Below are 17,545 nucleotides of genomic sequence, written 5' to 3' on the forward strand. Positions count from 1 at the left end.
GGGCGCGCCTTGCCAGCTTAATCCGCGCCAGGCGCCGGTGGCAGCCGGCCCGCTACGGCGCCCCGCTCGTGATCAGCCGCCAGAGCCAGACCAGCAGGCGCCACCAGAGCCAGAGGGAAGCCGGATGGGCCTGCATTTGCGTCTGCATCTGCGCTTGCGCCAGCGCGGCATCAGCCCAGGCCAAGCCGCGGCCTTCCCGCCAGGTGGCGAAGCCCTAGCCGCGCAGTCCCTTGCGCACCCGCGCCGGGGCGCTGCCCTGGCTCGCCTGGGCTTGTGCGGCGAGGGCGAGGGAACGGTGCGCGGTCATTTCGAAGAACTGCGCGAAGGTGCGGGCGGCTTCCGGCGTCGGCGCCCGGGGCTCCAGAAAGCCATCATTGTTGAAGTGGCTGCGGGCATCGGAGACCATGCCGGAGCGGATGGCGAGCGCCACGTCCTTGTAGGTGTCCTCGTACCAGCGCGCATCCACATCATAGGCCCGCGGGCGGCGATTCTCGAGGAAGCCGAAGCGCACGAAATGCGTCAGCTCATCCGGCACCGCGCCTTCGGCGATCGCCGCGGCGACATCCGGGTAGGTGCGGCGATACCAGGCGGCATCGAAAGCCTCCCCGCCATAGATCGCGCGCAGCATGGTGTGAAACGCCTCCAGCGGCAGCGTGACGCTATCCTCGGACTGCGTGATCTCTCCCAGCAGGGCGTAGAGAGCGAAGGGCGGAACATACTGCATTAACGGTTCCCTAAAAGATCCAGACTCGCCAAGGTGTTCCTGCCCCATAGAATATTTTTATTAAACGCCGAGTGAATTTAGCGCGTCGTCGAGCCTGACGATTCTGGCGTAGTCACAAATTATGAACGATACGCCGGTTGCTCACGGTCCATCTTCCGCTTGAAGGCCTGCCAGACCAGCCAGCCGTGATGCTCCTCCCGCCGATATTGCGCCTTGGTGCGCCTGAGAACCGCTGCCGGCGGGATCGAGAGGGCAGCTCCCGTCGATTGGGCGGAGACCTGGATGCGGCAAGCCTGTTCGAGATAATACATGAAATAGAAAGCTTCGGCGACGGTGCGGCCCACCGTCAGCAGCCCATGATTGCGCAACAACATGCAGGGCTTGGCGCCAAGATCGCGCACCAGTCGCTCCCGCTCGCTCAAATTATCGTCATCGGCCACCCCCTCGTAATCGTGGATCGCCAATTCGTCGAGAAATTCCATGCTGATCTGGTTGAGCGGCAACAGCCCGCCCGCCTGGGCCGCGATCGTCATGCCGGCAAGGGTATGCGTATGCATCACGCAATGCGCGTCCGCCCGGCTCATATGGATCGCGGAATGGATGACGAAGCCGGCGGGATTGACCGGCCAGGTGGTCTGCTGCGCCGGCTGCCCATCCGCATCGACCTTGACGAGCGTGCTTGCCGTGATCTCCTCGAACATCAGCCCGTAGGGGTTGACCAGGAAGAAATTGCCGGGCCCTGGCACGCGCGCCGAAAGATGGGTGAAGACCGTGTCGGTCATACCGAGATGGGCGATGAGCCGATAGGCGCAGGCGAGATCTTCCCGCACAGAGGCTTCCGTCTCCGTAGCGGGGGCGGGCGGCTGGCCGATTTTCGGGGGCATGGCATCCATCGGGCGTTCCGTTCGAGAGCAGGTGGGCCAGCATTCCGCAAAGCGGCAAGAGGGGCAACCGCTCTCTTTCCTGCCGCGCGGCTCAGCGTTCCGCGAAACGGTCCAGCCCGGCGAGCAGCGCCGAGCGGGTGCCGGGTTCGAGCGCCGAATGCCCCGCATCGGGGATGAGGGTGAGGCGCGCTGCCGGCCAGCGGGCGGCGAGGTCGAAAGCGCTGACGGCGGGGCACACCATGTCGTACCGCCCTTGCACGATCTCGGCCGGGATCTGGGCGATGCGGCTCATCCGGCCGAGCAGCCCCTCGGGCGGCAGGAAGAGGCGGTGGGCGAAGTAATGCGCCTCGATCCGCGCAAGGCCGAGGGCCGCGCGGTCCCGCGCGAAGGAGGAGACGGTCTCGGGCTGCGGCAGCAGCGTGCTGCATGAGCCTTCGTAGACCGACCAGGCGCGCGCCGCCGGCCCATGCACCCGCGGGTCCGGATCGTCGAGCCGGCGGCGATAGGCAGTGAGCAGATCGGCGCGTTCCTCTTCCGGCAGGAAGCCCGCGAACTCGCCATGCGCATCGGGGAAGACGGCGCGCAGGCCGTGCAGGAACCAGTCGATCTCGCTGTCGCGCCCGAGGAAGATGCCGCGCAGCACGCAGGCCGAGACGCGCTCGGGATGCGCCTGGGCATAGGCGAGGGCGAGCGTCGATCCCCAGGAGCCGCCGAAGAGCAGCCATCGCTCGATGCCGAGATGTTCGCGCAAGGCTTCGATATCGGCCACCAGATGCGGCGTCGTATTATGCTCGAGGCTGCCCATCGGGCGGGAGCGGCCGGCGCCGCGCTGGTCGAAGAGGACGGCGCGCCAGATGCGCGGATCGAAGAAGCGGCGGTGGATGGCGCCTGCCCCGGCCCCCGGGCCGCCATGCAGGAAGAGTGCGGGCTGCCCGCGCGGATTGCCCGATTGCTCCCAATAGAGGCTGTGGCCGCCCTCGCGCGGCAGATAGCCCGAGGCATAGGGCGTGATTTCGGGAAAGAGATCGCGCCGCGCCGCGCCCTGATCGCGCGAGAAGGCGGGCGGGGTCATCGGCACGCCGGCCTCCCGCCTCAGCCCGCCGCGGCGGGCGCGAGCGCGCCGGCCACCGCCGCCACCACCCGGTCGATATCCTCCTCGGTCAGATCGGGGTGGATCGGTAGCGCCAGGATGCGCTGCGCGACATCCTCGGAAACCGGCAGGCGCGCGCCGTCATGCGCGGCGCGATAGGCCGGCTGGTGGTGCAGCGGCTTCGGATAGTAGATCGCGGTCGCGACCCCGGCGGCGCGGCACGCCTCCTGCACCTGCTCCCGCTGCGCGCCATCGGCCAGCAGCACGGCATAGACCGCCCAGGCGGCGGTACTCTCCGCCACCCGCGCCGGGACGCTGAGGAGATTGCCGAGCCGCGTATCATAGGCCCGCGCGATCCGCTCGCGGGCGGCGAGTTCTTCGTCGAACACCGAGAGCTTGGCGAGCAGCACGGCGGCCTGCAGCGTATCGAGCCGGCCGTTGATGCCGATACGCTGCACGTCGTAGCGCTGCTGGCCTTCACCATGGCTGCGGAGGCTCCGGTAGAGCGCCGCGCGCTCGGCCGATTCGGTGAAGAGCGCGCCGCCATCGCCATAGCCGCCGAGCGGCTTCGATGGGAAGAAGCTGATCGCCGTCGCGTCCCCCTGGGCGCCGAGCGGCCGGTCGCCGAGGAGGGCGCCGAAGGCCTGGGCGCAATCATCCATCGTGAAGAGGCCGTGGCGCGCGGCGATGGCGGCAAGCGCCGGCCAGTCCGCCGGCTGGCCGAAGAGATCGACACCGATGACGGCGCGCGGGCGCAGCCGCCCGGCCGCGCGCACCGCCGCGATTCGGGCTTCGAGATGGGCGGGATCGATCTGGAAGGTCGCCGGGTCGATATCGACGAAGACCGGCGTCGCGCCGAGCAGCAGCGGCGTCTCCGCCGTCGCCGTATAGGTGAAGGCGGGAAGGAAGACCGCATCCCCCGGCCCGATGCCTTCCGCCATCATGGCGATGAGCAGCGCGTCCGTCCCCGAACTGACGGCGACGCAATGGGCGGCGCCGGCGCGGCGGGCAAGCTCCGCTTCCAGCTCGGCCACTTCCGGCCCCATCACGAACTGGCAATGGGCGAGCACGGCATCGACCCGCCGGCGCATCTCCGGCCCGATCCGCGCCTGCTGGGCTTTCAGATCGAGAAAGGGCACCGGCCTTGCGGCAGGTGCGGCGGCGGCTTCGGGCTTCTGGATCGCGCTCATGCAGGCTTTGTATGGGCTTCGCGGGATTTGGGGAAGATTCCAGCCGCCCCGGGCGTGCCGGAGCGGTCCTGCTCTGCGCCGAGCGCGGTAAGATAGGCCGTGAACATCGCCGCCATGGCGCCGGCGAAGGCTGCCATCTCGGCTTCTGTCCGCCGCTCGGCGGAGAAGTGGCTGCCGATAGCGCGGTCTGATGACCGGCGCGGTCAAGCCAGGCGCCCTCAGGTCATCACGGCGGGGCAAGGTGGCGTCTATGGGGCGCTGAGATCGCTCAGCGCTAAAAATTCCGCCGGGGTCACGATCGGTATCCCTCGCCAGGGCGCCATCGCCAGCAGATCATCATCGCTGCTGATAATGGCGTCTGCGCCGGCCGTGGCCGCCAAGGCCAGATACTTGTCGTCTTTCGGGTCACGGCATGCTCGCACTATAGCGGTGACGAGTACCTGGCGAGCGCAGGACAGAATGAGATCCAGCGTATCGGTACGTCGCTGCACCGATGCGAAGCGGTCGAACTTGGGCCGGAAGAGCACCTCTCGGTACTCATCTTCCACCTCGCGGGAGGTGACGATCAGGTTTGGCGGGGAGATAGCCGCCAAAAGCGCCCGCTCGGGCACGCTGTTCTGCTTGAGAGCTGCCGAAACGAGGCTCGATGCATCAAGCACAACGATCACGTGCGGCGTTCAGCCTTCCAAGCCGCCAGTTCCTGATCGATCTCGGCGTCTGTCAGACCCTTTGCCTGGGCTTCATGTTTCAGCTCGGTTATTGCCGCAGCGACCGCGCCTCGCATCCCACCATGCTTCATAAGGTGGCTGATATACCGCCCGACCGCTTGCCGCTCCTCAGGTCGCTCCAGCGCTTGGGCAACCTCGGCATCGACGGGGATCAGCACGTCAATTCGGTTGTCCATGCTCGCCTCCAACGCTCATCATAGCGGTGTGCCTGCCGGAAGGCTCCAGCTTTCGGCATCCTCAAGACGCGCCCGCATCTCCTCCGGGATCGGCGTCGAGCGGCCGGTCGCGGTCTCCACCAGAACCAACACTTCCCGCGCGGTCGCGACGCAGGTCTCGCCGATGAAGAGGCCCTGGAGGAGGGTGATGGAACTCCGCCCAAGTTTGACCAGCGCGATCCCGATCGCAAGCTCCGCCGGCCAATGCACCTCCGCCCGATAGTCGATCTCGATGCGGGCGAGAACCGGGCGCATCGCCGCCTGCGGCCCGATCGGCAGGCCGGCGGCGCGGATCAGCGTCGTGCGGCCGGTCTCGAAATAGGCAGCGTAGGAGACGTTGTTGACATGCCCATGCGCGTCGGTGTCGGCATAGCGCACCGTCTCGCGGCCCCAGACGCTATAGGTGCCGCGCGCCGTGACATCGGGGCCGGGCGCGGGCTCTGCCTCAGGGTTGCTCTTGCTGCGCATCGCTTCCCACCAATCCGCGGGCGAATTCCTCGGCCACGAAGGGCCGCAGATCGCCGACCTTCTCGCCCACCCCCACCGCATGCACGGGCAGGCCGAACTCCTCGGCGAGGGCGACGACGATGCCGCCGCGGGCCGAACCGTCGAGCTTGGTGACGATCAGCCCGTCGATCGCCACAAGATCGCGGAAGACCTGCACCTGGGAGAGGGCGTTCTGCCCGGTCGTCGCGTCGAGCGTCAGCAGGATCGAGTGCGGGGCGGTCGGGTCCAGCTTGCGGATCACGCGGATGATCTTGGCAAGCTCATCCATCAGCGCCTTCTTGTTGTGCAGCCGCCCGGCGGTATCGATCAGCAGCAGGTCGATCCCCTCGCGCCGGGCGCGTTCCAGCGCGCCGAAGGCGAGGCCGGCGGCATCCGTCTCGGGCTTGCCGGAGACGACGGGCGTGCCCGTCCGCTCCCCCCAGACCTGCAGCTGCTCGACTGCCGCGGCGCGGAAGGTATCCCCCGCGACCAGCATCGGGCGGAGGCCCTGATCGCGGTAGAACTGGGCGAGCTTGCCGATCGTCGTCGTCTTGCCGGTGCCGTTCACACCCACCATGAGCACGACATGCGGGGCATGGGCGGGGTCGATCGCCAGCGGCGCGGCCACGGGGGCGAGGATCTTGGTGATCTCCTCGGCGAGCGCCGCCTTGATCTCCTCATCCGTCACCTCGCGGCCGAAGCGGGTGCGGCGGAAGCTCGCGATGATGCGGGCCGCGACCCGGGGGCCGAGATCGGCTGCGATGAGCAGCTCCTCCAGCTCCTCCAGCGCCTCCTCGTCCAGCTTCCGCTTGGTGAAGACGGCGGTGATGCTGGTGGAGATCTTCTGGGTGGAGCGGGAGAGCCCTTCCTTCAGGCGCGAGAAGAAACCGGACAGGGCCATGGCTCAGGAACCCATATGCATCAATATATGTTTATGTCTGCTCAGGCGGCGCGGAGGCCGTCGGCCTCCTGAGCGACGATCCGCGCGGTGACGATCTCGCCGGGTGTTGCCGGCCGCGCCAGGCGGACGGGGCGGAAATGCTCGCAATGGCCGCGCGTCTCGGTCTCGGCCAGCACGCGCACGGTCTGCCCGACGCGGGTGGCATCGAAACGGGCGGCGGCGGCGGCGCCTGCGGCGCGCAGCCGCGCCGCGCGCTCTCGCCGGATGGCCTTGGGCACGCTCGGCATGCGCGCGGCCGGCGTGCCGGCGCGTTCCGAATAGGGGAAGACGTGCAGCATGGTGAGATCCGCTTCCTCAACGAGGGCGAGCGTCTGGGCGAAATCCTCCTCCGTCTCGGTCGGGAAGCCGGCGATGAGATCGGCGCCGAAGGCGATGCCGGGCCGCGAGCGCCGCGCCCGCTCGGCGACGGCGAGCACGTCCGCCCGCAGATGCCGCCGCTTCATGCGCTTGAGGATGAGGTCCGACCCCGCCTGGATCGAGAGATGCAGATGCGGCAGCAGGCGCGGCTCCTCGGCGATGAGGCGCCAGAGATCCTCATCGATCTCGCAAGGATCGAGCGAGGAAAGCCGCAGCCGCGGCAACTCCGGCAGCAGGGCGAGCAGCCGGCGGACCATCTGGCCGAGCGGCGGCTGGCCCGGCAGATCCTGCCCGTAGCTCGTGATATCCACGCCCGTCAGCACGATCTCCTGATAGCCGGAGGCGATCAGGCTGCGGCATTGGTCGAGAATGGCGCCCAAGGGCACGCTGCGGCTCGGCCCGCGGCCGAAGGGGATGATGCAGAAGGTGCAGCGATGGTCGCAGCCTTGCTGGACCTGCACGAAGGCCCGCGCTCTCCCTGCGAATTCCGTTACCAGATGCGCTGCCGTCTCGCGCGCGGCCATGATGTCGGAGACCGCCGAAGGCGCATCCGCCTGCCAGTGGCGCGCTTCCAGCTTCTCGGCATTGCCGAGCACGCGGGAGACGCCGGGAAGCTGGCCCCAGGCCTCGGGCGCGATCTGCGCGGCGCAGCCGGTGACGACGATCTTCGCCTCCGGCCGCTCCCGTGCGAGCTTGCGGATCGCCTGGCGGGCCTGGCGCTCGGCTTCCGCCGTCACCGCGCAGGTATTGACGATGACGGTATCGCTGAGGCCGGCGGCGCTCGCATGGCCGCGCATGACCTCGCCCTCATAGGTGTTGAGGCGGCAGCCGAAGCTCAGCACGTCGATCGTCATGCCGCGATCTCCAGCGCCGCGGCCGGGGGCAGGGCGATCGTGCCGGTGAAGCTCACCGCGGCCGGCCCGGTCATCAGCACATGGCCGTCGCTCTCCCGCCAGTCGATGACGAGCCGCCCGCCATCGAGGATCATCTCCGCCCGGCGGGCGGCCAGGCCCCGGCGGGCGGCGTTGACGAGGGCAGCGCAGGCGCCGGAGCCGCAGGCGAGCGTGAGGCCCGCCCCGCGTTCCCAGACCCGCAGGCGGATCTGCGCGGGCGAGAGGATCTGCGCGAAGCCGATATTCGCGCGGTCGGGGAAGAGCGCGTCGCGCTCGAAGCGGGGGCCGAGGGTCTCGACCGGAATTGCGGCGAGATCGGTGACGAAGAAGGTCGCATGCGGATTGCCCATCGAGCAGGCGGCGGGGTCTGCGATACCGCCATCGGCGAGCGGCAGGTGCAGGGTATCGGCAGCCTTCGCCAGCGGCACCGCCGCCCAATCGAGGCGCGGCGCCCCGAGATCGACGGTCACGAGCCCATCGCCGCCGAGCGTGAAGGGCAGATCGCCCGAGATGGTGCGGATGACGCCGCGGCGGCGGCCGCTTTCGCCCGCAATGAGGGTGGCGACGCAGCGGGTGGCATTGCCGCAGGCTCCGGCCTCGCTGCCATCGGGATTATGGATTCGCATGAAGAGATCGGCGCCGGATTCCGCCGGTTCGAGCGTGATGAGCTGATCGCAGCCGATGCCGAGCCTGCGATCGGCGATCAGCCTGATCTGGCTTTCGGCCAGCGGCAGCGCCTCGGCGCGGGCGTCGAGGATGATGAAATCATTCCCCGCGCCCTGCATCTTGATGAAAGGGATCAGCATAGTGTGGGTTATAGGTGCCGCGCCCCCGGCCCGGAAGAGCGTTTGCGGGGGCCTCTGGGTTGCCTTGCGGGAGGATTGGATGCGGCGTGCGGCTTTCTGGGCGGGGATGGCCGGTTGTGGCCTGCTGGGCTTGGCGGTGGGCGGCGGGGGGTTGGCGATCGGCACGGCGCGGCCGGCGCGGGCGCAGGCCACCGCCACGGCCGCGGCGGGCAGGTTTTCCTCGCCCGTCGGCTCCTGGCGGACGATCGACGACCGGACTGACAAGCCGGACGGTATCGTGCAGATCTACGAGCAGAACGGCATGCTGTACGGCCGTGTCACCGGGATCGACGATCCGAAATACCGCGCCGCTCTCTGCCAGCATTGCGGCGGCTATGCGCATGACCGGCCGGTGATGGGGCTCGTCGTGCTCGTCAATATGAAGCCGGTGGATGCGGGCTGGGCCGGCGGCACCATCCTCAACCCGCAGGATGGCGGCGTCTATCATTGCCGCATGCACCTCATCGATGGCGGGCGGAAGCTGGTACTGCGCGGCTATATCGGCACGCCGCTGCTCGGCCGCACGCAGACCTGGATCAGGCTGCCGGAAGAGGAGCCGCAGCGGTTCTCGCAGCAAGGCTCCGGCCCCGCGCCCTGAACGCGGGCGGCTCAGCCAGGGCGGCGCAGCAGCGTCAGCCCATCGAGATCATCGACCCCGCCCCAGGGCAGGGCGAGGCTTTCCACCACCGCGAGCCCCGCTTCCGCCGCGAAACCCGCGAAGCGCGCCAGGGTCATGCTGTTGCGGGCATGCGGGTTGAGCCCGTAATGCTGCTCGTTCGGGGCGGCATAGTTCGAATGGTGGAAGAGCGCCATGCCGCGCGGCTTCAGGATGCGCGCCGCATCGCGCAGATAGGCCTGCACCATCGCCGGGCTGAAATGCACCATCGCATCGTAGCAATAGATCGCGGTGACGGAGCCATCGGCCAGGGGCTGGAAGCTCTGCCCATTGCCACGGAGGAAGGCGACATTGCCCCGCCCCGCCAGCCGCTGGCGGCAGGCGGCGAGGTTCTGCTCGAAGATATCGACGAGGGTGAGCCGGCCGGCGAGCGGCGCTGCCTGGGCGGCATGGCGCCCGTGCCCGCAGGCGAGTTCCACCGCCTCGGTGAGGTCGAGCCGGTCGAAGAGGCGGCGGAACGGCGTGTCGGCATTCCAGAAAAGGAAGGTCCACTGTTCGGCATCGGCATAATAGGGTCCGCCCAGGCTTCCGCCACGACCGCGATATCCTGTTGCAACGTCGCTTCGCTCATAGTGGCCCCTGGTCTGCCGGCTTCGGAGGAAGTCAGCATAGAGCAGGGCGGGCGGCCTGTCAGCGCGGGCGGCGGGGCGCGCCATGGCGCCCGGCATGGCAGCCGCTCCGCCTGCCGGCTTGCCGGGCGGGGAGACCTTCTGTATAGCCCCCGCCTCATTCGTCTGTGCGCCGGGCCTGGATATGGGCATGCCCGGCCACGACGCCCGCCGGAAGCCGCGACCCGCGGCCGATCGCGGGGCAGAACCGAAGGAGTAGCAAATGCCCAAGATGAAGACCAAATCGTCGGTCAAGAAGCGGTTCAAGATCACCGCGACCGGCAAGGTGCTGGCGGGCCCCGGCAACAAGCGCCACGGCCTGATCAACCGCTCCCAGAAGATGAAGCGCACCAACCGCGGCTCCCAGACGCTGACCGAGATGGACGGCAAGACGGTGAAGCAGTGGGCGCCCTATGGGCTTGGTCGGTAAGGGAGGGGTCGAAAAATGGCACGTGTGAAGCGCGGCGTAACCAGCCACGCCCGGCATAAGAAGGTTCTTGGCCTGTCCAAGGGCTATGTCGGCCGGTCCTCCACCAACTACCGCATCGCGCTCGAGCGTCTCGAGAAGGCGCTGCGCTATGCCTATCGCGATCGCCGGAACAAGAAGCGCGAATTCCGCGCGCTCTGGATCCAGCGCATCAACGCCGCCGTGCGCGAGCAGGGGCTGACCTACAGCCAGTTCATCTACGGCGTGAAGCAGGCGAATATCGAGATGGACCGCAAGGTCCTCGCCGCCATCGCCTTCGACGACGCCGAGACCTTCGCCGCGATCGTTTCGCAGGTGAAGGCTGTCCTCGACGCCGCCCCCGCTCCCGAAGCGGCGGCCTGACCGAGCTTCGGGCCGCCCCGCGCCTGGCGGGGGGGGCTTGCGTTCGGCCGATGAGAATGAGAGGGCTGCCGCGACCAACGGCAGCCCTTTTCTGTGTTCCGGAGCCTCCTTGATGTCCGATGATCTCCTCGCCCTCCAACGGGAAGCGGAAGCCGCCATTGCCGAAGCCGCCGATCCGCGCGCGCTCGATGCCGTGCGCGTCGCGTTTATGGGCAAGCAGGGGCGGATCACAGGGCTGCTGCGGTCGCTCGGGCAGGTGCCGGCCGAGCAACGGAAAGCCCGCGGTGCGGCCGTCAACGCGCTGCGCGATGCGCTGGAAACGGTGCTCGCCGCCCGCCAGGCGGTGATCGAGGCGGCAGCACTCGACGCGCGGCTGCAAGCCGAGCGGATGGACGTGACCTTGCCGCCCGTGCCCGAGCCGCGCGGCACCATCCACCCGATCAGCCGGACGATGGAGGAGATGGCGGCGATCTTCGGCGCCATGGGCTTCACGCTGGCCGAAGGGCCGGAGGTCGAGGCCGATTGGTACAATTTCGGCGCTCTGAATATCCCGGCGCATCATTCCGCGCGCTCGGACATGGATACCTTCTACCTGCCGGGCGACCATGAGGGCGATCCGCTGGTGCTGCGCACGCATACGAGCTCGGTGCAGATCATCTCGATGCTGTCCGAGCCGCCGCCGCTGCGCCTCATCGTGCCCGGCCGCACCTACCGCGCCGATCATGACGCGACGCATAGCCCGATGTTCCATCAATGCGAGGGGCTGGTGATCGACCGCGGCATCACGCTCGCCCATCTCAAAGGGTGCCTCACCGATTTCCTGCGCGCCTTCTTCGGCATCGCCAATCTGCCGGTGCGCTTCCGCGCCAGCTACTTCCCCTTCACCGAGCCCTCCATGGAGGTCGATATCGGCTGGAACCGCCGTACCGGCGAACTCGGCGGCGGCGGCGACTGGCTGGAAATCCTGGGCAGCGGCATGGTGCATCCGAAGGTGCTGGCCAATTGCGGCATCGATCCGCGCGAGTGGCAGGGCTTTGCCTTCGGCATGGGGATCGAGCGGGTGACGATGCTGAAGCACGGCATCTCGGACCTCCGACTCTTCTACGAGAGCGATATCCGATGGCTGCAGCATTACGGCGCTTCGCCCTTCCAGCCGGCGACGCTGCACGAGGGGGTTTAGGCGATGAGCGGGCCGCCCAGGGTGGGCTGTGGCGCCGCTGTGGTGCGGGATGGCAAGCTGCTTCTCGTCCGGCGGCTGACGGAGCCCGAGGCCGGTCGCTGGGGGCTTCCCGGCGGCAAGGTCGAACCCTTCGAGCCCGTCCGCCTGGCTGTGCGCCGTGAGATCGAGGAGGAGCTGGGCATCCTTATCGAGGATGCGACGCTCCTCTGCCTCGTCGAAATGATCGACCGCGCGGCGGGCGAGCATTGGGTCGCCCCCGTCTATCGCGTGGCCGCGTTTACGGGCGAGCCCGAGAACCGGGAACCCGCGAAGCATGCCGGTTTCGGCTGGTTCACGCTCGATGCGCTGCCCGCCGACCTCACCATTGCCGCCGCCCAGGCCGCGGCCGCCCTTTGACCGGATCACCGCCATGAAATTCACCCTCTCCTGGCTGCGCGAGCACCTCGATACCAAGGCCTCGCTCGACACCATCACCGAGCGGCTGACCGGCATCGGCCTCGAACTCGAAGGCGTCGAGAATCCCGGTGCGGCGCTGGCCGATTTCCGTGTCGGCTACATTGTGGAAGCGGTGCAGCACCCGAATGCGGATCGGCTGCGTGCCTGCACGGTCGATGCCGGCGAGGGGCCGGTCTCCGTCGTCTGCGGCGCGCCCAATGCGCGGACCGGCCTGAAGGTCGTCTTCGCGCCGCCGGGTGCGACCATTCCGGCCTCCGGCATGGTGCTCAAGGCCGGCGAGATCCGGGGCGTGGCCTCGATGGGCATGCTCTGCTCGGCCCGCGAACTGGGGCTCGGCGAGGATCATGACGGGATCATCGAACTGCCCGCAGATGCGCCGGTCGGCGCGCGCTTTGTGGACTACAAGGGGCTGGACGAGCCGGTGATCGACATCGCGGTGACGCCGAACCGGGGGGACGCGCTTTCGGTGCGCGGCATCGCGCGGGATCTCGCGGCCGCCGGCATCGGCACGCTCAAGAGCTGGTCGCCCGAGCCCGTGCCGAGCGCGGGCCCGAGCGCGCTTTCCTGGGCGATCGAGAAGCCCGACGCCTGCCCCTGGGTGCTCGGCCGCACGGTGCGGGGCGTGAAGAACGGACCGAGCCCGCAATGGCTGCAGGATCGGCTGCGCGCCATCGGGCTGCGCCCCATCAGCGCGCTCGTCGATATCACCAACTTCTTCACGATCGACCTCGGGCGCCCGCTGCATGTCTTCGATGTCGCGAAGGTGAAAGGCGACACGCTCACCATGCGCGCCGGCAATGGCGAGACCTTCCTCGCGCTCAACGGCAAGGAGGTTACGGTCACGCCCGAGGATTGCGTCATCGCGGACGAAGCGGGCGTCGTCTCGCTCGCCGGCATCGTGGGTGGCGAGGAGACCGGCTGCACCGAGGAGACGCACGACGTCTTCATCGAATGCGCCTATTTCGACCCCATCGCCATCGCGCTCTCCGGCCGGCGGCACCAGATCGCCTCTGACGCGCGGGCGCGGTTCGAGCGTGGGATCGACCCGGCGCTGATGCCGGCAGCCCTCGAAGCCGCGACTGCCATGGTGATCGACCTCTGCGGTGGCGAAGCCTCCGAGCCCGTCTCAGCCGGCGCCGAGCCCGCCTGGCAGCGGACGGCCAGGCTTCGCTTCGAGCGCCTCAAGAGCTTCGCGGGCGCCGATGTGCCGCGGGACGAGGCGGAGGCGATCCTCCGTCGCCTGGGCTTCGGCCTCGCGGCGAGCGACGAGCAGAGCATCACCGTGCACGTCCCCTCCTGGCGGAACGACATCGCCGGCCGCGGCGGGCTGGAGCCGGCGCGGGCACTTGCACCCGAGGTGCTGGCGAAGGTTTCTGAGGGCGTTGCCGAGATCGAGCCGGAATGCGACCTCATGGAAGAGGTTCTGCGCATCTGGGGGATCGATCGGGTCGCGCCGGTCTCGCTGCCGGTCGTCTCCGCCGTGCCGGCCGCTGCGCTGAATGCGCGCCAAGGCCGCACGCTCGTCGCGCGGCGGGTGCTGGCGGGCAGGGGCTTGGCAGAGGCCGTGACCTTCAGCTTCGCCGATCATCGCATCGCCGAGCGTTTCGGTGAGGCGCCGGAAAGCTTGCGGCTGGTCAACCCCATCGCGTCAGATCTCGACCAGCTGCGCAGCACGCCGCTTGTTACCCTTGCGCTGGCTGCCGCCCGCAATGCGGCGCGGGGCTTCGGCGATCATGGGCTTTTCGAGATCGGGCCGGCTTTCCATGAGGGTGTGCGCGGCGGCCAGCAGGTGGTCGCCGCCGGCCTGCGCCTTGGCGAGACGCCGCGCTCCTGGATCGAGCCGGCGCGGGCGGTCTCGGCCATGGATGCCAAGGGCGATCTCTGGGCGGCGTTGACGGCGCTCGGGCTTCCGCTGGAGGCGCTGAGCGTGACCGCCGATGCGCCGGGCTATTACCATCCAGGCCGCTCCGGCGTGGTGCGCCAGGGGCCGAAGCTCGTGCTCGGCCGCTTCGGCGCGCTGCACCCGAACCTGATCCGCGCGCTTGACCTGCCGGCCGCCGCGGTCGCCTTCGAACTGTTCCTCGACGCGATCCCCGAGCCCAAGCGGAAGAAGAAGGCAGCGCCGATGCTCTCGGCCTTCCAGCCGCTCAAGCGGGATTTCGCTTTCGTGGTGGAAAGCGCGGTCGCCGCAGAGGCGGTGCTGCGCGCCGCCCGGGGCGCGGTGCGCGATCTCGTCAGCGGGGTCTCGCTCTTCGATGTCTATGAGGGCGAGAGGATGGCGCCGGGGCGGAAGTCGCTCGGCATCGAGGTCGTCTTCCAGCCGCGCGAGCGGAGCCTGACCGATGCCGAGATCGAGGAGGCCTGTGCCAAGGTCGTCGCCGCTGTCACCAAGGCGACCGGGGCAAGCCTGCGCTGAGTGAGGCTGCGGCCGCCGGCCTCAGAACGGCCGGTGGCTGGTGCGCGGCCCGGGCAGGCGATCCTGCGGGAGATAGGCCTGCGGCAGAGGGTCCGGCGGTGGGCGGCGGCGGGCTTCGCGCGCCCGCTCATGCCGCGCGCGGCGGACGATCGCGGCATGGATGCCGATCCAGCAGAGAATGCCCAAGATGGCCGGGATGCCGAAGAAGGCCAGCACGCCGTACCAATGTCCTCCAAGCCAGCTCATCTCTTGCGCCTTTTCCGGAACCGGCGCGGGCGCCGGGAGGGGGAGCCACAGCAAGGCAAGCGGTCGTTTTGGTTGCGGTCATTCTGCACCCGGCGCGGGGTCGCGGTAAAGCATCATGCGGCCGCGGATGCCCGGCGGCCGCATGGCCTCAGTTCTGGTCGCTCCATTCCATCATGAAATAGCCGTTGACCGGCTGGTCCGAAGGCCGGCAGCGCATCGCCCGGCCGTTGGGCCCCAGGCTATTGCCCGGATAGGGCGCGCCGATCGAATAGGGCTGGCCGCCGAAATAGCAGAATTGGCGCGGGTCCATCGGCTGCTGTGGCACGATCAGCGGCGGCGCGCCGGGCGGGCCTGCCATATAGAGCGGCAGGCCGGGCGGCGGTGCGGCCATGCCCTGGCCCTGCATCGGCTGACCCTGCATGTTCTGGCCCTGCATATACTGGCCTTGCATCGGCTGGCCCTGCATGCCTTGGCCGGGGACAGCTTGGAATGGCATGCCGGGCGCCGGGGGAGCCGCGGGTGCCGCGGGTGCGCTGGGTGCTGCCGGCGCGGCGGGCGCCGCCGGCGCCGGATCGGCATATTGCGCGCGGGCGGAGGGGCAGAGCAGCAGCGCGCCCGCCAGCATGAGGGCGGCCGAGAGCAGGCCCTGGGCGGAACCCGCCGCGCGGGCTGCCTCGGCCCGGAGGAGGCCTGGCCGCCTGCCATTCGCCCAAGCACGGGCCTTCCGCCCTGGACCCGATCCTTCCCGCCGCATCGCCGCCTCCGCCCCGCTCCGATGTGCCGATGATGGCCCGCCATTCCTTGCCGGCAGGGTAACGCCCCGCTGCTTCGCCCGATCGGCGGAGCCGCCCGCCGCCGGGGGGCGGTTTCCGCGCCCCTTTGCGGCACGCGCGGCGGCGATTATGGTTCGCTCTCCTTATCCCGCCGGGAGACGTGCGTGATGCCGAGCGAGCTTCGCGTCGCGGTCCAGATGGACCCGATGCACAGCGTCAATATCGATGCCGATTCCACCTTCGCCCTGATGCTGGAGGCCGAGAAGCGCGGCCATCGGCTGTGGCACTACGAGGTGCGCCAGATGGCGCTGCGCGGCCGCAGGCTGACCGCGCGTGCCCATCCCGTCTCCGTCCGCCGCGAGCAGGGGCGGCACTTCACCTTCGGCGCACCGGAGGAGATCGATCTGGCGACGATGGACGTGGTGCTGATGCGCCAGGATCCGCCCTTCGACATGGCCTATATCACCGCCACCCACATGCTGGAGCACATCCACCCCAAGACGCTGGTGGTGAACGATCCTGGCGCCGTGCGCAACGCGCCGGAGAAGCTGCTCGTCACCCAGTTCCCCGATCTCATGCCGCCCACCCTCATCACCTGGGATCGTGCCGCGATCGCGGAGTTTCGTGCCGAATACCGCGACATCATCATCAAGCCGCTCTTCGGCAATGGTGGCATCGGCGTCTTCCGGCTGCGGGAGGATGACGAGAATTTCGGCTCGATCCTCGACAGCCACTTCTCGCGCACCACCGAGCCGCTGATGATCCAGCGCTACGAGCCGGCCGTGCGCCAGGGGGACAAGCGCATCATCCTGGTGGATGGCGAGGCGGCCGGTGCCGTCAACCGCGTGCCGGCGCAGGGGGATGCGCGCTCCAACATGCATGTCGGCGGGCGGGCGGAAAAGACCACGATGACGGCGCGGGAGCGCGAGATCTGCGCCCGTATCGGCCCTTATCTGCGCGATCATGGGCTGATTTTCGTGGGCATCGACGTGATCGGCGATTACCTGACCGAAATCAACGTGACATCGCCGACCGGCCTGCAGGAGATCGCCCGCTTCGACGGTATCCGCATCGAGGAGCGGATCTGGGACCGGATCGAAGCCCGGCGCTGAAGGCAGAGAGGCATGGCGCGGAAAGAGCCGAGCCGCCGTGAGCCGGTGCCGCTGGATGGTGCCTGGCCACGCCTGCCGCGGCTGCCGGGGGGCTTGCGCGTGGCCGGGCGGCTGGCCTCCTGCCTGGTCTGGACGCTTTTCTGCGCCGGCTTCCAGGCGGTCTTCCTCGCCCTGCCGGGGCGCGCCAAGGTCGTCATGCCGCAACTCTACTGGGCCGGCCTCTGCCGCTGCCTCGGCCTTTCCGTGCGCCTCACCGGGGCGCCGATGGCGCGCGGCCTGCCGATCGTCTTCATCAGCAACCACTCCTCCTGGATGGATATCCCCGCCCTCGGCGCCCGCCTGCCGGCCTGCTTCATCGCCAAGGGTGAGGTCGGCCGCTGGCCGATCATCTCCATGGTCGCCCGCCTCGGCCGCACGATCTTCGTGACCCGGCGGGCCGCGACGGCGGCGCAGGAGGCAGCCGAGATCAAGCGGCGCCTGGCGGTCGGAGACAATCTCGTGCTCTTCCCCGAGGGCACGACATCGGATGGCGCGCGCGTGCTGCCCTTCCGCTCCAGCCTGCTCGCGGTGGCCGAGGCCGGGCCGCCGCTTCTCCTGCAGCCGGTGACGATCGTCTATGACGGCTACGAATCCCTGCCCGTCCGGCGGGAGGATCGCGCGCTCTTCGCCTGGTTCGGCGATATGAGCCTCGCCGGCCATTTCAACCGCATCGCGCGCTGCCACCGCCTGCGGGTGACGATCATGCTGCATCCGCCGATCGACCCGCGCGGCGCGGGCGGCCGCAAGCGCATCACCCAGCGTGCCTGGGTGGAGATCGCGGGATCGGCGGCCGAGCTTCGCCGCAACCGGGAGGCCGCGCGCGCGGGCGTGTAGCGG

Annotated in this window: 23 protein-coding genes; 8 read left to right on the forward strand and 15 right to left on the reverse strand. The window is 69.1% G+C overall.

Annotation, left to right across the window (positions count from 1 at the left end; all coding sequences use genetic code 11):
• Nucleotides 1-52: 52 nt before the first annotated feature.
• The 12 genes from ACYQ7X_RS01430 to dapF all read right to left on the reverse strand — a co-directional run bounded on the left by ACYQ7X_RS01430 (nucleotide 53) and on the right by dapF (nucleotide 8,334).
• Nucleotides 53-184, reverse strand: a complete 132-nt coding sequence (locus ACYQ7X_RS01430; protein ID WP_459695032.1) for a hypothetical protein — start codon at nucleotides 182-184, stop codon at nucleotides 53-55.
• 30 nt (nucleotides 185-214) lie between these two features.
• Nucleotides 215-724 carry a hypothetical protein gene (locus ACYQ7X_RS01435; RefSeq protein ID WP_459695033.1) on the reverse strand — a complete coding sequence of 170 codons (510 nt, stop codon included), beginning with the start codon at nucleotides 722-724 and terminating at the stop codon, nucleotides 215-217.
• 119 nt (nucleotides 725-843) lie between these two features.
• On the reverse strand, nucleotides 844-1,617 hold the full coding sequence (locus tag ACYQ7X_RS01440; protein WP_459695034.1) for a class II aldolase/adducin family protein: 774 nt from the start codon (nucleotides 1,615-1,617) through the stop codon (nucleotides 844-846).
• 82 nt (nucleotides 1,618-1,699) lie between these two features.
• Entirely contained in the window at nucleotides 1,700-2,680 is a 981-nt protein-coding gene (gene pip, locus ACYQ7X_RS01445) for a prolyl aminopeptidase (protein ID WP_459695207.1), read from the reverse strand.
• 20 nt (nucleotides 2,681-2,700) lie between these two features.
• The gene (locus ACYQ7X_RS01450) at nucleotides 2,701-3,888 is read right to left on the reverse strand and encodes a DegT/DnrJ/EryC1/StrS family aminotransferase (protein WP_459695035.1); all 1,188 of its coding nucleotides are present in this window, start codon (nucleotides 3,886-3,888) and stop codon (nucleotides 2,701-2,703) included.
• Nucleotides 3,885-4,025 (reverse strand): hypothetical protein, encoded by a 141-nt coding sequence (locus tag ACYQ7X_RS01455; protein WP_459695036.1) that lies wholly within the window; start codon nucleotides 4,023-4,025, stop codon nucleotides 3,885-3,887. The genes ACYQ7X_RS01450 and ACYQ7X_RS01455 overlap by 4 nt, the downstream gene beginning before the upstream one ends.
• 111 nt (nucleotides 4,026-4,136) lie before the next feature.
• Complete coding sequence (locus tag ACYQ7X_RS01460; RefSeq protein WP_459695037.1) at nucleotides 4,137-4,556, reverse strand: putative toxin-antitoxin system toxin component, PIN family; 420 nt, start codon at nucleotides 4,554-4,556, stop codon at nucleotides 4,137-4,139.
• Nucleotides 4,553-4,792 (reverse strand): hypothetical protein, encoded by a 240-nt coding sequence (locus tag ACYQ7X_RS01465; RefSeq protein WP_459695038.1) that lies wholly within the window; start codon nucleotides 4,790-4,792, stop codon nucleotides 4,553-4,555. The genes ACYQ7X_RS01460 and ACYQ7X_RS01465 overlap by 4 nt, the downstream gene beginning before the upstream one ends.
• A gap of 18 nt (nucleotides 4,793-4,810) precedes the next feature.
• Nucleotides 4,811-5,299: an acyl-CoA thioesterase gene (locus tag ACYQ7X_RS01470; protein ID WP_459695039.1), complete on the reverse strand. Its 489-nt coding sequence runs from the start codon at nucleotides 5,297-5,299 to the stop codon at nucleotides 4,811-4,813.
• On the reverse strand, nucleotides 5,277-6,218 hold the full coding sequence (gene ftsY, locus ACYQ7X_RS01475; RefSeq protein WP_459695040.1) for a signal recognition particle-docking protein FtsY: 942 nt from the start codon (nucleotides 6,216-6,218) through the stop codon (nucleotides 5,277-5,279). Before ftsY ends, ACYQ7X_RS01470 begins: the two co-directional genes overlap by 23 nt.
• 41 nt (nucleotides 6,219-6,259) lie before the next feature.
• On the reverse strand, nucleotides 6,260-7,489 hold the full coding sequence (gene mtaB / locus ACYQ7X_RS01480; protein WP_459695041.1) for a tRNA (N(6)-L-threonylcarbamoyladenosine(37)-C(2))-methylthiotransferase MtaB: 1,230 nt from the start codon (nucleotides 7,487-7,489) through the stop codon (nucleotides 6,260-6,262).
• Nucleotides 7,486-8,334 carry a diaminopimelate epimerase gene (dapF, locus tag ACYQ7X_RS01485; RefSeq protein ID WP_459695042.1) on the reverse strand — a complete coding sequence of 283 codons (849 nt, stop codon included), beginning with the start codon at nucleotides 8,332-8,334 and terminating at the stop codon, nucleotides 7,486-7,488. Before dapF ends, mtaB begins: the two co-directional genes overlap by 4 nt.
• Before the next feature lie 79 nt (nucleotides 8,335-8,413).
• Between dapF and ACYQ7X_RS01490 the strand changes: the two genes are divergently transcribed.
• Nucleotides 8,414-8,971 carry a DUF2147 domain-containing protein gene (locus ACYQ7X_RS01490; protein WP_459695043.1) on the forward strand — a complete coding sequence of 186 codons (558 nt, stop codon included), beginning with the start codon at nucleotides 8,414-8,416 and terminating at the stop codon, nucleotides 8,969-8,971.
• 11 nt (nucleotides 8,972-8,982) lie between these two features.
• Here ACYQ7X_RS01490 and ACYQ7X_RS01495 read toward each other — a convergent pair whose 3' ends face one another.
• Entirely contained in the window at nucleotides 8,983-9,717 is a 735-nt protein-coding gene (locus ACYQ7X_RS01495; protein WP_459695044.1) for a class I SAM-dependent methyltransferase, read from the reverse strand.
• Nucleotides 9,718-9,880: 163 nt separating this feature from the next.
• On the opposite strand from ACYQ7X_RS01495, the gene rpmI reads away from it, so the two are divergent.
• The 5 genes from rpmI to pheT all read left to right on the forward strand — a co-directional run bounded on the left by rpmI (nucleotide 9,881) and on the right by pheT (nucleotide 14,538).
• The gene (gene rpmI, locus ACYQ7X_RS01500; protein ID WP_459695045.1) at nucleotides 9,881-10,087 is read left to right on the forward strand and encodes a 50S ribosomal protein L35; all 207 of its coding nucleotides are present in this window, start codon (nucleotides 9,881-9,883) and stop codon (nucleotides 10,085-10,087) included.
• A gap of 15 nt (nucleotides 10,088-10,102) precedes the next feature.
• Nucleotides 10,103-10,486 carry a 50S ribosomal protein L20 gene (rplT, locus tag ACYQ7X_RS01505; RefSeq protein ID WP_459695046.1) on the forward strand — a complete coding sequence of 128 codons (384 nt, stop codon included), beginning with the start codon at nucleotides 10,103-10,105 and terminating at the stop codon, nucleotides 10,484-10,486.
• A gap of 112 nt (nucleotides 10,487-10,598) precedes the next feature.
• A complete protein-coding gene (gene pheS, locus ACYQ7X_RS01510; protein ID WP_459695047.1) occupies nucleotides 10,599-11,666 on the forward strand; it encodes a phenylalanine--tRNA ligase subunit alpha in 1,068 nt (355 codons plus the stop codon).
• A 3-nt stretch (nucleotides 11,667-11,669) separates the two neighbouring features.
• The gene (locus ACYQ7X_RS01515; RefSeq protein ID WP_459695048.1) at nucleotides 11,670-12,062 is read left to right on the forward strand and encodes an NUDIX domain-containing protein; all 393 of its coding nucleotides are present in this window, start codon (nucleotides 11,670-11,672) and stop codon (nucleotides 12,060-12,062) included.
• A 13-nt stretch (nucleotides 12,063-12,075) separates the two neighbouring features.
• Nucleotides 12,076-14,538, forward strand: coding sequence for a phenylalanine--tRNA ligase subunit beta (gene pheT / locus ACYQ7X_RS01520; protein ID WP_459695049.1), 2,463 nt, complete (start codon nucleotides 12,076-12,078; stop codon nucleotides 14,536-14,538).
• A 21-nt stretch (nucleotides 14,539-14,559) separates the two neighbouring features.
• On the opposite strand, the gene ACYQ7X_RS01525 is transcribed toward pheT, so the two are convergent.
• Nucleotides 14,560-14,784, reverse strand: coding sequence for a hypothetical protein (locus ACYQ7X_RS01525; RefSeq protein WP_459695050.1), 225 nt, complete (start codon nucleotides 14,782-14,784; stop codon nucleotides 14,560-14,562).
• 148 nt (nucleotides 14,785-14,932) lie between these two features.
• Nucleotides 14,933-15,538 (reverse strand): hypothetical protein, encoded by a 606-nt coding sequence (locus ACYQ7X_RS01530; RefSeq protein WP_459695051.1) that lies wholly within the window; start codon nucleotides 15,536-15,538, stop codon nucleotides 14,933-14,935.
• 186 nt (nucleotides 15,539-15,724) lie between these two features.
• Between ACYQ7X_RS01530 and gshB the strand changes: the two genes are divergently transcribed.
• Both gshB and ACYQ7X_RS01540 read left to right on the forward strand, forming a co-directional pair.
• Nucleotides 15,725-16,669: a glutathione synthase gene (gshB, locus tag ACYQ7X_RS01535; protein WP_459695052.1), complete on the forward strand. Its 945-nt coding sequence runs from the start codon at nucleotides 15,725-15,727 to the stop codon at nucleotides 16,667-16,669.
• A 12-nt stretch (nucleotides 16,670-16,681) separates the two neighbouring features.
• Nucleotides 16,682-17,542: a lysophospholipid acyltransferase family protein gene (locus ACYQ7X_RS01540; protein WP_459695053.1), complete on the forward strand. Its 861-nt coding sequence runs from the start codon at nucleotides 16,682-16,684 to the stop codon at nucleotides 17,540-17,542.
• The last annotated feature ends 3 nt before the right edge of the window (nucleotides 17,543-17,545 follow it).

It is taken from the genome of Acidisoma sp. C75, from assembly GCF_054665095.1.

Coding starts and splice junctions, on each gene's coding strand:
- ACYQ7X_RS01435 (WP_459695033.1), bottom strand. CDS start 724: ATGCAGTATGTTCCGCCCTTCGCTCTCTACGCCCTGCTGGGAGAGATC.
- ACYQ7X_RS01440 (WP_459695034.1), bottom strand. CDS start 1,617: ATGGATGCCATGCCCCCGAAAATCGGCCAGCCGCCCGCCCCCGCTACG.
- pip (WP_459695207.1), bottom strand. CDS start 2,680: ATGACCCCGCCCGCCTTCTCGCGCGATCAGGGCGCGGCGCGGCGCGAT.
- ACYQ7X_RS01450 (WP_459695035.1), bottom strand. CDS start 3,888: ATGAGCGCGATCCAGAAGCCCGAAGCCGCCGCCGCACCTGCCGCAAGG.
- ACYQ7X_RS01455 (WP_459695036.1), bottom strand. CDS start 4,025: ATGGCAGCCTTCGCCGGCGCCATGGCGGCGATGTTCACGGCCTATCTT.
- ACYQ7X_RS01465 (WP_459695038.1), bottom strand. CDS start 4,792: ATGGACAACCGAATTGACGTGCTGATCCCCGTCGATGCCGAGGTTGCC.
- ACYQ7X_RS01470 (WP_459695039.1), bottom strand. CDS start 5,299: ATGCGCAGCAAGAGCAACCCTGAGGCAGAGCCCGCGCCCGGCCCCGAT.
- ftsY (WP_459695040.1), bottom strand. CDS start 6,218: ATGGCCCTGTCCGGTTTCTTCTCGCGCCTGAAGGAAGGGCTCTCCCGC.
- mtaB (WP_459695041.1), bottom strand. CDS start 7,489: ATGACGATCGACGTGCTGAGCTTCGGCTGCCGCCTCAACACCTATGAG.
- dapF (WP_459695042.1), bottom strand. CDS start 8,334: ATGCTGATCCCTTTCATCAAGATGCAGGGCGCGGGGAATGATTTCATC.
- ACYQ7X_RS01490 (WP_459695043.1), top strand. CDS start 8,414: ATGCGGCGTGCGGCTTTCTGGGCGGGGATGGCCGGTTGTGGCCTGCTG.
- ACYQ7X_RS01495 (WP_459695044.1), bottom strand. CDS start 9,717: ATGCCGGGCGCCATGGCGCGCCCCGCCGCCCGCGCTGACAGGCCGCCC.
- rpmI (WP_459695045.1), top strand. CDS start 9,881: ATGCCCAAGATGAAGACCAAATCGTCGGTCAAGAAGCGGTTCAAGATC.
- rplT (WP_459695046.1), top strand. CDS start 10,103: ATGGCACGTGTGAAGCGCGGCGTAACCAGCCACGCCCGGCATAAGAAG.
- pheS (WP_459695047.1), top strand. CDS start 10,599: ATGTCCGATGATCTCCTCGCCCTCCAACGGGAAGCGGAAGCCGCCATT.
- ACYQ7X_RS01515 (WP_459695048.1), top strand. CDS start 11,670: ATGAGCGGGCCGCCCAGGGTGGGCTGTGGCGCCGCTGTGGTGCGGGAT.
- pheT (WP_459695049.1), top strand. CDS start 12,076: ATGAAATTCACCCTCTCCTGGCTGCGCGAGCACCTCGATACCAAGGCC.
- ACYQ7X_RS01525 (WP_459695050.1), bottom strand. CDS start 14,784: ATGAGCTGGCTTGGAGGACATTGGTACGGCGTGCTGGCCTTCTTCGGC.
- ACYQ7X_RS01530 (WP_459695051.1), bottom strand. CDS start 15,538: ATGCGGCGGGAAGGATCGGGTCCAGGGCGGAAGGCCCGTGCTTGGGCG.
- gshB (WP_459695052.1), top strand. CDS start 15,725: ATGCCGAGCGAGCTTCGCGTCGCGGTCCAGATGGACCCGATGCACAGC.
- ACYQ7X_RS01540 (WP_459695053.1), top strand. CDS start 16,682: ATGGCGCGGAAAGAGCCGAGCCGCCGTGAGCCGGTGCCGCTGGATGGT.